The 12,274-nt window shown below is 53.8% G+C and carries 11 protein-coding genes; 5 read left to right on the forward strand and 6 right to left on the reverse strand.

Going from position 1 to position 12,274, the window contains the following annotated elements; all coding sequences use genetic code 11:
* Window positions 1-28 precede the first annotated feature (28 nt).
* From ACT3TJ_RS00285 to ACT3TJ_RS00305, 5 genes are all read right to left on the reverse strand, one after another.
* A complete protein-coding gene (locus ACT3TJ_RS00285) occupies window positions 29-1,072 on the reverse strand; it encodes a histone deacetylase family protein (RefSeq protein WP_193053601.1) in 1,044 nt (347 codons plus the stop codon).
* Between the two features lie 69 nt (window positions 1,073-1,141).
* Window positions 1,142-1,420 carry a GIY-YIG nuclease family protein gene (locus tag ACT3TJ_RS00290; protein WP_087108829.1) on the reverse strand — a complete coding sequence of 93 codons (279 nt, stop codon included), beginning with the start codon at window positions 1,418-1,420 and terminating at the stop codon, window positions 1,142-1,144.
* Between the two features lie 9 nt (window positions 1,421-1,429).
* Entirely contained in the window at window positions 1,430-5,401 is a 3,972-nt protein-coding gene (locus tag ACT3TJ_RS00295) for an EAL domain-containing protein (protein ID WP_444665426.1), read from the reverse strand.
* Window positions 5,402-5,438: 37 nt separating this feature from the next.
* Window positions 5,439-6,431, reverse strand: a complete 993-nt coding sequence (locus tag ACT3TJ_RS00300; RefSeq protein WP_193053602.1) for a tripartite tricarboxylate transporter substrate binding protein — start codon at window positions 6,429-6,431, stop codon at window positions 5,439-5,441.
* Window positions 6,432-6,467: 36 nt separating this feature from the next.
* The gene (locus tag ACT3TJ_RS00305) at window positions 6,468-6,941 is read right to left on the reverse strand and encodes a YchJ family protein (protein ID WP_193053603.1); all 474 of its coding nucleotides are present in this window, start codon (window positions 6,939-6,941) and stop codon (window positions 6,468-6,470) included.
* A 184-nt stretch (window positions 6,942-7,125) separates the two neighbouring features.
* Here ACT3TJ_RS00305 and ACT3TJ_RS00310 point away from each other — a divergent pair, with 184 nt between their 5' ends.
* Window positions 7,126-7,437 carry a hypothetical protein gene (locus ACT3TJ_RS00310; protein ID WP_193053604.1) on the forward strand — a complete coding sequence of 104 codons (312 nt, stop codon included), beginning with the start codon at window positions 7,126-7,128 and terminating at the stop codon, window positions 7,435-7,437.
* Window positions 7,438-7,498: 61 nt separating this feature from the next.
* Here ACT3TJ_RS00310 and ACT3TJ_RS00315 read toward each other — a convergent pair whose 3' ends face one another.
* A complete protein-coding gene (locus ACT3TJ_RS00315; protein ID WP_193053605.1) occupies window positions 7,499-8,401 on the reverse strand; it encodes a LysR family transcriptional regulator in 903 nt (300 codons plus the stop codon).
* A gap of 103 nt (window positions 8,402-8,504) precedes the next feature.
* On the opposite strand from ACT3TJ_RS00315, the gene ACT3TJ_RS00320 reads away from it, so the two are divergent.
* The 4 genes from ACT3TJ_RS00320 to ACT3TJ_RS00335 all read left to right on the forward strand — a co-directional run bounded on the left by ACT3TJ_RS00320 (window position 8,505) and on the right by ACT3TJ_RS00335 (window position 12,271).
* Window positions 8,505-9,143 carry a 4-carboxy-4-hydroxy-2-oxoadipate aldolase/oxaloacetate decarboxylase gene (locus tag ACT3TJ_RS00320; protein ID WP_193053606.1) on the forward strand — a complete coding sequence of 213 codons (639 nt, stop codon included), beginning with the start codon at window positions 8,505-8,507 and terminating at the stop codon, window positions 9,141-9,143.
* A gap of 101 nt (window positions 9,144-9,244) precedes the next feature.
* Window positions 9,245-10,210, forward strand: coding sequence for a tripartite tricarboxylate transporter substrate binding protein (locus ACT3TJ_RS00325; protein WP_193053607.1), 966 nt, complete (start codon window positions 9,245-9,247; stop codon window positions 10,208-10,210).
* Window positions 10,211-10,294: 84 nt separating this feature from the next.
* The gene (locus ACT3TJ_RS00330; RefSeq protein WP_193053608.1) at window positions 10,295-10,744 is read left to right on the forward strand and encodes a tripartite tricarboxylate transporter TctB family protein; all 450 of its coding nucleotides are present in this window, start codon (window positions 10,295-10,297) and stop codon (window positions 10,742-10,744) included.
* A gap of 12 nt (window positions 10,745-10,756) precedes the next feature.
* A complete protein-coding gene (locus ACT3TJ_RS00335; RefSeq protein ID WP_193053609.1) occupies window positions 10,757-12,271 on the forward strand; it encodes a tripartite tricarboxylate transporter permease in 1,515 nt (504 codons plus the stop codon).
* Window positions 12,272-12,274: the final 3 nt, after the last annotated feature.

The following is a 12,274-nucleotide window of genomic DNA, read 5'->3' on the forward strand; positions in this document are numbered from 1 at the left end:
GTTAGCCTGCCCTAATAAAGGCCAGCTGTCATCTATCTCGCGAGTTTATCTGCTCAAACCCTTGTAGCACATTGACGACGTTGACACCTATTTCTTCAACCGCATAGCCTCCCTCCATTAAAAAGGTGGTGGGTAGACCGGCTTCTGCCAAACGCTTGCCCAAGGCAATAAAGTCATCGCGCTTGAAAGTGAACGCGCTAATAGGGTCGCCTTCGAAGATATCCACGCCGAGCGATACGATCAACAGCTCACACTCATGGGTTTTGATGGCAATAAGCGCCTGCTCCAGCGTTTGCATCCAGGTGGCTACGCTGGTGCCAGGCGCCATCGGGTAGTTGAGGTTGAAGCCCTGCCCTTCGCCCGTACCGGTTTCATCGGCGTAGCCTAGATAGTAGGGAAAGGTCACATCAGGGTCGCCATGTAGCGAAGCAAATAGAACGTCGTTACGCGCATAGAAAATCTGTTGGGTGCCGTTGCCATGGTGGAAGTCGACATCCAGCACCGCCACGCGGCGTCGGCCTGCATCCAGCGCGTGCTGGGCAGCAATCGCGGCATTGTTAAAAAAGCAGTAGCCACCAAACTGGTCAAATGCAGCGTGGTGCCCCGGCGGGCGGCACAACCCAAAGCTGGGCTCTCCCGTGGCCAAGGTATATTCCTCAGCACCCAACGCGGCGTCCTTACTCGCCATGGCCGCTTCAAAGGTGCCTTCACAGATAGAGGTTTCCGCCGCAAGCGCGTAGTAGCCAAGCTGGCCACTCACCGAGAGCGGAATTTTATCCTGACGCAGGGTGCGCGCTGGCCAGATATTGGGGATCGCCTCACCGCTATGCCCGGCTGCTTGCCATGCCTGCCAGCAGGTTTCAAGGAAGCTGACGTAACTGGCGTCGTGAATCGCACATACCGGCTCAAGGCCATAGGCGTCAGGAGCGCGCACTTCGAAACCGGCCTGGCGCAGTTGTTCGAGCACCAGGTCAACACGCTCGGGGCACTCAAAGGGGCTGACAAGTGCCCCGTCATGAAGCTCCGTTCGCGCCTGGCGCAAACGACTATCCTCAGAGAAAAACGTCAGCATGTTGGCTCCTGAATAACCGGGAAAGGCGGCAGGCTCGTATAAAAACGAGCGCTTTAGCTTTACGTTAGCTTAATCCACTTCTATCGAAAGCGGCCAGCGCGTTGCCCAATGACGTTTTTGAACAGAGGTTTGCTGTTTCAACTGATACTCCGCCCGGCTGGCGGCGGCCCTATCTTCAAACGGCTGGGCGCCCAGCAGAGCAACCGGTGGGTTAGCACGGGTATAACGCGCCCCTTTGCCCGCACAGTGGGCGCGATAGCGTTTAGCGATATTGTTGGTGATGCCCACATAAGTCCCGCGTCGGCACTCTAATAAGTAAACATACCAAGGGGTTGAGGGTAACGACATCCCAGCTCCTTAGGGAGATAAATGGGCAATAAAGGCTTGCAGGGCTTCCACTGGCATCGGCTTGGCCAGTAGATAGCCCTGGAAAATATCACACTGATAGCCCAGCAGGCGCTGATACTGCTCTTCGGTCTCCACTCCTTCAGCCACGACCTTGAGCCCCAAGTGGTGAGCCATGGAGATAATCCCTTGCACAATCGCCGCATCATCGTAGCTATTGGTGAGTTCATTAATAAAGCTGCGGTCAATTTTCACCGTGCTAATAGGCAGGTCCTTAAGATAACTAAGGCTTGAATAGCCCGTACCAAAATCATCAATCGACACGCCAATATGCATACTGCGCAGGGCATGCAGCGTATCGATCGCGCCTTCAGCGTTATCCGTCAAAATACCTTCGGTCAGTTCCAGACTCAGCTGTTCAGCCGGTAGGCCGGTGGTTAGCAGGGTTTGGCGCAGCGTGGCAAGAAAATTGGAGCGCTGGAACTGGAGCGGTGAAAGGTTAACCGCCACACGTATTTTACCCAGCCCTTGTTGCGCCAGTGACTGCATATCCTGGCAAGCACGTTGGAGTGCCCACTCACTGATCGGAATAATTTGCCCGGTGGTTTCTGCCAGCGGAATAAACCGCGCGGGAGAGATAAAGCCTTTTTCCGGATGCTCCCAGCGCAGTAGCGCTTCTACACCGGCAAGCTTTCCTTCCCGATTCATTAACGGCTGGTAATGCAGTGCGAACTCTTCGCGCTCAATGGCTTCCTGGAGATCATTACGCAGCACCATGCGCTCGCTAACCGTATCGGTAAACGCGTGGGTAAACCACTCGTAGGCATTACGCCCTTGCTGCTTGGCCTTGTACATCGCCATATCGGCTTGTTGAATCAGCGTTTTTGGCTGAAGTGTATCTGGCTGGCTCATCGCGATACCGATACTCGCGGTCAGGTAAAGCTCTTGGGATTCAATACGGTAAGGGCGCGCTAACATAGGCAGCAACCGCTCCACCAAATCAACAACGTCAGACTCGTCGTTAATCGCCGTTTGCAGAATAACGAACTCATCCCCGCCCATACGGGCAACCGTATCCTCAGGCCTGACCGCATTGATAAGCCTACGGGCGACTTCGACCAACACCTGATCACCCACTACATGCCCCAAGTTGTCGTTAATGGGCTTGAAATCATCCAGATCCACAAACAGCACGGCCAGACGCTTTTTATCCTTACCCAGCGTAGAAAACTGCTTTAACAGCATTTCCTCAAAGAATGTACGGTTAGGCAGGCGGGTCAGGTCATCATGTGAAGCATTGTGAGCCAAACGCGCCTCGTACGCTTTATGCTCGGAAATATCTTGCTGCACGCCGACAAAGTGCGTTACCTGATCGTCCTGGTCGCGTACCGGCGCTATATACAGATCATTCCAGAATAGCGTGCCATCTTTGCGGTAATTGCAGATAGTGACGTTGACGTCTTTCTGCTCATTAATACAAGCACGAATGCGTTGGATAACCGCCGGATCGCTGCCAGGCCCCTGAAGCAGGCGACAGTTTTTACCAAGGATTTCCTCCTGGCGATATCCCGTTATTAACGTAAACGCTTTATTGGCATAAACAATGGGCAAATCAGGCTGTCCAGCATCGGCGATCACAATGCCGTTAACGCTGGCTTCCACACTGCGCTCCAGGATACGCAGGCGAGACTCCTGTTGACGGGCAGCTGTCACCTCCTGAGCAATGGCATGCACCCCTTGCACGGTGTTATGCACCACCATCGGCAGATGAATAATATCCAATTGATGCAAACGACCCGCGCGGTCTTTCAGATTGAGTTCATATCGGTCAATCCCCCCTTGCAGGGCCGTTTCAATATAGGCCTCTACGCGCGTCACATCCTGTTCAGCAATAAAGAAGGTGAACGGCTTGCCGAGCATTTCCTCAACGGAGTAACCGGTCAGTGACGCGCAGGTGGCATTGGCCGTTACAAAGCAGCCCGCCTCATCCAGGGTAAATACCGCATCAGGATGATGGGTAAACAATGAGCGATAGCGCTGCTCGCTCTCCTCCAACGAGCTCCGCACCTGAAAACGCTCAACAGCCAGCGCCATCAAGCCAGCCGCTTTTTCAATTCGCACCGTATCGGCACTGCCTGGGGTGCTGGGCTTTGGGTAGTAAACTGCAATAGTGCCTACCAGTTGGCCCTCGCCACCGTAGACAGGGCTCGACCAACAGGAGGCAAGCCCCGCCTGTTTGGAAACGCCATGATAGCCCCGCCAGCGCTCGTCCTCGGCAATATTAGCGCATATCACCGTTGCCCCCTGATAGGCGGCACTACCACAAGCGCCATTATTCGCGCTGATCAAAATGCGTTGTATCGCGCTGCGATAAGCGGCGGGCAGTCGGTCTCCCGCGATGAATTCCAGGTGAGTACCTGTCTCGTTAGCCAACATGACAGAACAGATTGCCGAAGGTAACTCGCGCTCCAACATAAGACACAGACTTTCCAGCGTTTCCTTTAGGGGCTGCTCTTGGGCAATCATGTGCTGAATCGCCTGCTGGTCTTCCAATGACTGACGCGTCTGAACAAGCTCGCGGGCACGAGAAACACTGACGCTCACAACGCCAAGACTAAAAGCCAACAAACCACTAAGCAGCAAGCTGCCTAACGCAACCGCAAACGACAGCAGGTTCAATTGATGCCAGTTGTGCTGGTTACCTGGGTAGACATAAAGCACCAGGTTAATGCCGCCGGGCAAGCCGATATAGCGTGACGCCAGCGCAAGCTCTGGCGTTTCCATGCGGTCGGCAGCAAAACCAGCGGGGTGTAGCTTCATCAGCGGCATGTCATCACGATTCACTCTCACCTGGAAAGGGCCCACCTCTAGGCGCAACTCGTTTTCCAACATGGTGGCCAGGTTAAAACTGGCGAACAGGTAACGATTGTTAGCGGGAACCGGGATAACAAATACCGCTTCGTGGGGTCGGCTGGTATCCGTCATCAACATCCTTGGACGACCGAGCGGAATTTGCATCCAGGCACGTGTTTGCTCTTCCTCCAACTGCTGACGTAGCCATCGTTCCATTTCAACCGTCCGCCCCACTCCCCACTCCCAGGACAACTGCTGCTGATCAACTATCGCAATGGCGCTAATACTGGGGATGTCCCGCAGATAGTGTTGTGCGTCATTATCCAACAGGTTCACATCCCAGTCTGTGCCCATGGCGTTCAGCCGCTCCGCCATTCGTTGCATTAATCGCAAGCGGTCTTGTGTTGCCCGCTCGATATTGAGTTGAACGTTATCCAATAGATAGGCGGCTTGCTGTTGCAGCGACGTTTGTTGATAAGCGTTTAACAATAACCAGATAAAACAACTGATCGTAACGCCCCATAGCGAGGCGACGACGGTCACCCGACCTGGATTTAGACGTTGCGGTTTACCCCGTAAGCCTGCTGCCAGCATGGCGGTACCTAAAAAGCAGGTAATGACCAATGCACTCATGGGCGACGATGAGAACAGAGGAGATGCACCGCTTAGCGTAAGCCATAGTTTTCCAACCACAAAAAGGGCAAGCCCCCACAGGCTTAGCCCACCGGCTATCCATAACCAGCGCCGCCATGCGGTAGAAAGCCCCAACCAAAAGCACACCCCAATCATTAAAAAAAAGCCTGCCGACAAGCTGGTGATACGCGGCCCATTGCTGAGCCATGAGTCGCCTCGACCGCCTTCCAGGCTATTATGTACCAAGGTGTAGGTGACAACCAAAAACAGAGATAAGATACTGATAGTTCTTGTTTTTCTCCACCCCTGAAGCGACGCCAGCAGCGCAATGCCGACCAGCAGAGTGACCAGTGCTCCATCCGGCACTAGCGTTGCAAAAAATGGCCGTGTCGGCACACTGAGACCGACCACCACCCCGACGACTCCCATGCAAACGAGGGTTGCCGATATCATAAGTAGCAGGGTTTCCAACGCCAATTGGCGCGTATTTATCCGCATGGTTCTACGCCCCATCAGGCCTTGGCATTGATATCTTTCACCGTCCCAAGTGTACCCGTTCTGTGAGTGATACCAGCTCATTAAATTGCTCATCCAAATAGTCGCGATAAGTGCTCAGCGACCGATAATCAATTAATGAGCCATACTCATGTGTAATCCGATGACGTAATGGCTCGCTGGCAAGCGCGTAAGCTAACGCATCGTTCAAAACGGCAAGCTCTCCCGGTGGTGTTCCTGCAGGCGCAAACACACCTCGGTCGCTCGTATGGACCAGATCAATTCCCTGCTCACGAAGCGTAAGAACGTCCGGCAACCCAGAGAGTCGCTCACTCCCCGCTACGGCCAGTGGCACCAAGGCACCCGAGACAAAAAGAGTGCCCGCCGAGGGCAGGTTAAGCATGGCGAAATCAATTTCTCTAGCCACCAAAGCTTCTACCTCGGAGGCCGTATCAGGAAAATGAACCAACTGTACATCCGAGAGCGAGATACCGCTTTGTTCAAAAAACTGCAGCCAGAACAAGTGGTCGGTGGAGTTAGCGATAACGCCAAACTTGAGCGGGGTTGAGGAAGTCTGCACTAACGCGCCAATATCGCTGGCTTGTTGAGCCGCATGCCCTGCATACGTGGCGGGAATATTAATCGTGCGAACCAGCAGTGACACCGGCGCAAAGTCTGCATGGGAAAACGAAGCGAGCCCCGCCAGGTACGAAAGATCAATCGTTTGATGACTACCGAGCAACGTATAACCATCGGGCGAGGCATTTTTGACATACTGAGCGCCCCGCATGGCTTCACGACCGGGCATATTAACCACAAGCACTGGCTGGTCTAGATAAATTTGTGCCGTGTCAAAAATATCCCGAAACAACACATCGGTCGCCCCTCCTAAACCAAAGGGAATGACAACGGTAATTTCTCTATCCGGGTACCGATTTTCAGCAAACGTGAACGTCGTTCCCCACAATAACAACCCACTGACAAACCCTAATGTGATGCAATAACGAGCGAGTCCCCTGCCACTATATGCCATGACATCAACCCCTCGTTTTTATTAGTTAACGCATAGCTACTCTTTGCAACATAGCTTTAATTTTCGGCCGCTACCACAAAAGCAGGGATCGTTACGCCGCGGCTTGAGACGCACGACCTCAGGCGTCCCATCCACGTACCACCACCGGCTCTGCTCAAACACGAAACGCGAGTTTTCTTCAAGCATGTGCCAGCGGCCACGCTCTTTGAAATAAGCGCGAAAATGAATATAACCTTTATCAGCATCGGGGGGCGTCTCTTCGGATGCTGCTTTAACAATGATGAGAGCTTTCCACTCGGTGTTAAGGTCCGGTGATAGCGCTTCAGGGCGAGTGCTCACGTGCCAAGTGGCAAGCACGTAGTCGCATAGATTCAGCGCAAAGGCACTGTAGCGAGAGCGCATTAGCGCTTCCGGGGTAGGGGCTGGCGCGCCATCGTGGTAACGGCCACAGCATACGTCAGTCGACAACCCTGTACCGCAAGGGCAACTTTTTTCAATTAGAGACATCATAGAAAGGCTCATATATCACGGTCACTTAAGCCTAACCGATAATCCTTAAAACCGTCCTACACATGGCCTATGTTTTATTCGATTTTGGTCCCATGTTAAGCGTATAGTGGCTGAGCAAGATTTTTTTGGCTTACGGAGTACGAAACACGACCCAATATTCTTTCCAAATGCAGCGGAGGTTCTCATGAAGGTTTATAAACCCGAATGGCAGTGCACGTTTAGCGTAAACGAAGGCGCAGAAGAATCAGCCAACTGGAAAGAGCGAGTCGCCTGGCGGCTGCGGGCGATAGCCGACCGTTTGGACGGTGTTGGTCGGACGCTGAAGGTTAATTGTCATGTTTCTCCTCAGGTCAGCCAGGAGGAAATGGATACCTGCCTGGGCAAAGGGTTTGAAGTCACCCAGCAGCTATTGACCCAACTGGCGCACCAGCAGGCGTGTGAAGATGTAATGCGCAATGCCAAAGCCGAGCTTTTCGAGCATAACCATCAGCACTGAAGTGGTTCGCAAGCAGTCTCGACTTTCCACTCCGCAACGGGGTGGGAAGTTTCTTGTAGGATCACTTTATTGCTTCGTCAGCCTTGCTGATCAACATCCGAATGAACCCCTCCAGCAGCGGATTCGCCTCCCCCTTTCGGCTCACCGCCACCAGCATGGTACTGATGTCAATGTCATTGACAGGTAGAAACACGACATCTCTTCGGTTATTGGTCGTAATCGAACCGCTCACTAACGTGACTCCCAACCCTGCTCCCACCAGAGCCAACGCCGTGTGTATTTCAATCGCGTCATGGATGACCGCTGGGCGCACGCCTCTTTCGTCGAGATACGTCAGCATCTTTTGACCGAAAGGGCTACGTTTATCTTTCGGATAGAGAATGAAGGGTAATTGCTCGAAATCGCGGATGGAAAAGCTGTCGCGCTTGGCCAGCGGATGATCGATGGGCAAGGCGACCCAGAAAGGGTCATTGATGATAACCTCGTACTGCATGTCCGCCTGCCGCTCGAAGGTGCCGATGAATCGCGAGACACCGACATCGATGCGGTGCTGCCTTAATCGCTCTTCCTGATATTCCGACAGTACTTCAACAAGATCCAGATGAACCTCTGGATGCTCCTCACGGTAACTCTTGATCACGCTGGGCAATAATGAAAAAAGCGTTGAGCGGATGAAACCCACTCCCAACCATCCACCGCTCCCATTAGCCACTTGCCTAGCCTCTTGCTCCAACCGTGAAGCCTGAGCCAATAGCTCTTTTGCACGGGGATAGACGAACTTTCCCAGCGAAGTGAGCTTCATCGGCCGCGTTGCGCGATCAAAGAGCTCCCCACCCAAGACTTGTTCCAGCAGCGCGACCTGCGCACTGATAGCAGTCGGCGCCACAAAAAGCCGCTTGGCAGCCGCACTTCCGCCACCGGCATCGACCACTTCGCAGAAATAACGTATCTGTCGTAAATTCATTTTTTTTGGACTTATGTGCGCTATTCGCTGATTGATTAAAGATAATCGATTATAGACAATCAATAGACAATAGTGAAATTGTTGTCAACCTAGGAACACAATAATGATAAATAAGCATCTCGCTTCACAACTCAGTCAGTTCAGTAGCGCCTCTATCTATGAAGCGCAAGGTGCTGTCGGCGCACTCGACAGCGGTATCAAGCCTCTCTGCTCCTCCATGCGCCTTTCTGGGCCCGCGTTCACGGTCGATATACGCCCAAGCGACAATCTCATGCTGCATTACGCCTTACTGCATATTCAGCCGGGTGATGTACTGGTGGTCGATGCCAAGCGCTTCATCGAAGCGGGTCCTTGGGGGGATATTCTCACCGAGCAGGCGATCAGCAAAGGCGTTTCGGGTCTCATCATCAACGGTTCGGTCAGGGATGCCCAAGTGATAAAAACGCTGGGCTTCCCTGTCTTCTGCCGCGGCTTGAGCATCAAAGGCACCGCCAAGAAGCAGCCGGGCAGAATCAATGTTCCTATTTGCATCGGGGACACGGTCATTCACTCAGGGGACTATGTGTTTGGAGACGAGGACGGTGTCGTGGCGGTTCCGCAGCAGAATCTCGCTGCGGTGCTAGAAGCCACTGTAGAGCGCGAAAGCACTGAAGCCTCATACCGAGAAGAGATCAAGAAAGGGCGCAACACAGTCGATCTGCTCGGCCTGAAGGATACCTTGCAGCGCCTCGACCTGGTCTGAAGCCGGCGAAAACTATGTCTTTTCAGACCATGGCCATTAGACGCCAGCCACGCATCCATAACTATAAATCTATACGACAGATATAAAGAAAGAGGTTAAACATGAAAACGATAACAACCATCAGCATACTCTCCTGCCTTTCACTGCCCATGATGTTCGCCGCCCCTGCGGCAGCGGATACCTATCCAGAAAGGCCCATTTCGGCGCTCATATCCTTCGGCGCCGGAGGTAATACGGACGTGGGCGCACGTATCCTGTTTCCGGGCGTCGAGCGCGAGCTTGGCGTACCACTCAATATCATCAACCGTCCAGGCGGCGGTGGCTGGGTAGGTTGGACGCAACTGCTCAATTCACCCAGTGACGGCTACACCCTGGGATACATCAACACACCCAACTTGATCACGGGCTACTTGGACCCCCAATATCGCCGTAATGTCGACCTGGATGACTTCGAGTTCATTGCCAACCATGTCACGGACTACGGTGTTATTTCGATCAATAAAAACGAGACACGCTTCAGCAATATCGACGAGCTGGTGGAGTATGCTCAGTCAAACATATTGACAGCATCCACCACGGGGGCAAATGGTGATGATCATATCGCCATGTTGAAGATGAACCGCCACTACGATACGCAATTCGTGCCTGTACATACCACCGGCACCGCAGAACAACGTGCCGCCATTCAGGGAGGTCACGTCGATGTCAACTTCTCCAATGTGGGCGATACCAACATGGCGCATCGCAACGGTGACCTGAACATCATTGCGATCATGGCGCCGGAACGTTCGGCGTTCATTCCCGACGTTCCCACTCTTGAGGAGCTTGGCTATTCAGGCGTGATCTCTTGGTCGGCACGAGGTATCGCAGCACCAAAAGGGATCGACCCTGCTCAGCGCGAGCTGCTGGAGGCAGCATTCGTTCGCGGCATGCAGGACCCTGAGCACATGGCCAAGATGGAAGAGATGGGCCTGATGGTCGATATCCGCACTGGAGAGGCCTACCGAGAGATGCTGGAGGAAGAGGAGGAGAGCGTTCGCGCACTCGAAGGCCTGCTCGGCTGGTAGTCCGAGTCCCTGGCCGCGGCAGTTTCCCACTTCACGGCCAGCCCCATCTCACGCCGTTCTCTACAAGAATAAATTGGTGGTTTTATGAAAACGCTCCATATGGACGTGGCTATTGGGTTAGCCATGCTGCTGTTCACGATCGTGTTTTATAGTCTCACAGTGATGATGCCCGCTGACCCAGCGGTGTTCCCCAAACTCATTCTTTCCGTTTTAGGCCTGTTTTCGCTACTGATCCTCGCCTCGGGCATCTCCAAGACACGGGGCCCCCTAAAGGCAAACGTCAACTCCGCGCCCATTTTCACCCATGTGCGCGGTCCTGCCGTGACGTTTACCGCCCTGTGTATCTATTTAGCGCTCATCAGCGTACTTGGCTTCTTTACGGCCAGCTCCCTCGCCGCCATTTTTTTCATGTTTTACTTTGGCCTCAAGTCGTATGTCCAAATGTTATTCGTCCTCGTGCTGATGAATACTTTTGTCTATTTACTGTTCGTCTGGCAGCTTCGTATCTCGCTGCCTACCGGACTACTTTTATAGAGGAGAGGGATCATGACTATTGATACGACCCTGCTATTGTCGGTGCTCTCCCAGCTTACCTCTCCAGATGTTCTCCTCATGCTGGTCATTGGGGTCCTGGGGGGCATTTTCCTGGGCGCGCTGCCAGGACTGAGTGCCACCATGGGCATTGCCCTGTTAATTCCAGTAACGTTTGGAATGCAACCCGTAGCGGCGATGGTATTGCTTGCAGCCATTTATGCGTCGGCCGTATACGGGGGATCCATTACGGCGATCCTGATTCATACGCCGGGCACTCCGGCATCAGCCGCGACGGCAGTCGATGGCTATCAAATGACGCTGCATGGCGAAGGGCTCAAGGCACTGGGAACATCCACGCTCTGCTCCGTCATCGGCGGCCTAGTGAGCGTGGTGGCCCTGCTATTACTCGCGCCTCCTTTGGCACAAATTTCGCTGCGTTTCAGCGCACCGGAATATTTTCTAATCGCTATATTCGGCTTGACCATTATTGGTAGCCTCTCGAGCGATGCTCTAGTGAAAGGCCTCTCTGCCGGGCTGCTGGGTCTATTGATCAGTTTAGTAGGGGTCGATGTCATGACCGCCTACCCGCGCTTCACCTTTGGCGTGGCTGAGCTGGAGAGTGGAATTTCGTTGATTCCCGCCATGATCGGCCTCTTCTCTATCTCGCAGGTTATGATTCAGTCGGAGAAGCTGCACAGTACCCACGCCCCTAGCTCCCAAGCCCCCACGTTGAGCGGGCAGCTCTTCCCCAGCCGAGTAGAGTGGAGAAAACTGAGGCGCACGATTTCACGCTCTTCGGTCATTGGCGTAGTGGTGGGCGCCTTACCGGGCGCAGGCGGCGACGTCGCCTCATGGGTGGCGTACAACGAAGCCAAGCGCAATGCCAAACAGCCGGATCGTTTTGGCAAGGGCGAAATCGAGGGGTTGGCAGCAGCGGAAACAGCCAATAACGCCGTGACCGGCGGCGCCATGATTCCCTTACTTACGTTGGGTATCCCAGGCAGCGCGGCGACTGCCGTCATGCTGGGCGGCCTGTACATTCATGGCTTGCAACCCGGGCACGAGCTGTTCAGCGTCAATGCGCATATCGTCTATGCCATTATCGTTGGACTGCTGCTGGCTAATATATTGATGGGTATCGTCGGCTTGGCGTTGGCAAAGCAGGTTGTCAAGGTAGCGACGGTACCTTTTGCTATCCTTGCGCCGATCATCGTGATTCTGTCGGTCGTGGGTTCCTACACCATCAACAACAGCATGTTCGATGTTTATGTCATGGCCGCGTTTGGACTGCTGGGCTACCTGATGAGAAAGACCGGCTTCCCGACCGCCGCCATTGTGCTGGCCATGATTCTAGGTGCGATGGCCGAGATCGGTTTCCGTCAATCGCTGGTCATGTCGAAAGGCAACATGCTGAGCTACTATTTTGATCGGCCATTTTCACTGCTCCTCATGGGGTTGATCCTGCTGGCCCTGATCTCTCCCCTCATCCTGCGCTGGAAGCGGTACAAGGCTCAGCAGGAGGTCTAGCGC

The organism is Halomonas sp. AOP30-A1-24 (assembly GCF_052378165.1).
Lineage (GTDB): Bacteria > Pseudomonadota > Gammaproteobacteria > Pseudomonadales > Halomonadaceae > Vreelandella > Vreelandella citrativorans.

Excerpts from the sequence above, each read along its gene's own strand:
- ACT3TJ_RS00320 (WP_193053606.1), top strand. The coding sequence starts at position 8,505 with ATGATAAATAAGCATCTCGCTTCACAACTCAGTCAGTTCAGTAGCGCC.
- ACT3TJ_RS00285 (WP_193053601.1), bottom strand. The coding sequence starts at position 1,072 with ATGCTGACGTTTTTCTCTGAGGATAGTCGTTTGCGCCAGGCGCGAACG.
- ACT3TJ_RS00300 (WP_193053602.1), bottom strand. The coding sequence starts at position 6,431 with ATGGCATATAGTGGCAGGGGACTCGCTCGTTATTGCATCACATTAGGG.
- ACT3TJ_RS00335 (WP_193053609.1), top strand. The coding sequence starts at position 10,757 with ATGACTATTGATACGACCCTGCTATTGTCGGTGCTCTCCCAGCTTACC.
- ACT3TJ_RS00295 (WP_444665426.1), bottom strand. The coding sequence starts at position 5,401 with ATGCGGATAAATACGCGCCAATTGGCGTTGGAAACCCTGCTACTTATG.
- ACT3TJ_RS00290 (WP_087108829.1), bottom strand. The coding sequence starts at position 1,420 with ATGTCGTTACCCTCAACCCCTTGGTATGTTTACTTATTAGAGTGCCGA.
- ACT3TJ_RS00310 (WP_193053604.1), top strand. The coding sequence starts at position 7,126 with ATGAAGGTTTATAAACCCGAATGGCAGTGCACGTTTAGCGTAAACGAA.
- ACT3TJ_RS00315 (WP_193053605.1), bottom strand. The coding sequence starts at position 8,401 with ATGAATTTACGACAGATACGTTATTTCTGCGAAGTGGTCGATGCCGGT.
- ACT3TJ_RS00305 (WP_193053603.1), bottom strand. The coding sequence starts at position 6,941 with ATGATGTCTCTAATTGAAAAAAGTTGCCCTTGCGGTACAGGGTTGTCG.
- ACT3TJ_RS00330 (WP_193053608.1), top strand. The coding sequence starts at position 10,295 with ATGAAAACGCTCCATATGGACGTGGCTATTGGGTTAGCCATGCTGCTG.
- ACT3TJ_RS00325 (WP_193053607.1), top strand. The coding sequence starts at position 9,245 with ATGAAAACGATAACAACCATCAGCATACTCTCCTGCCTTTCACTGCCC.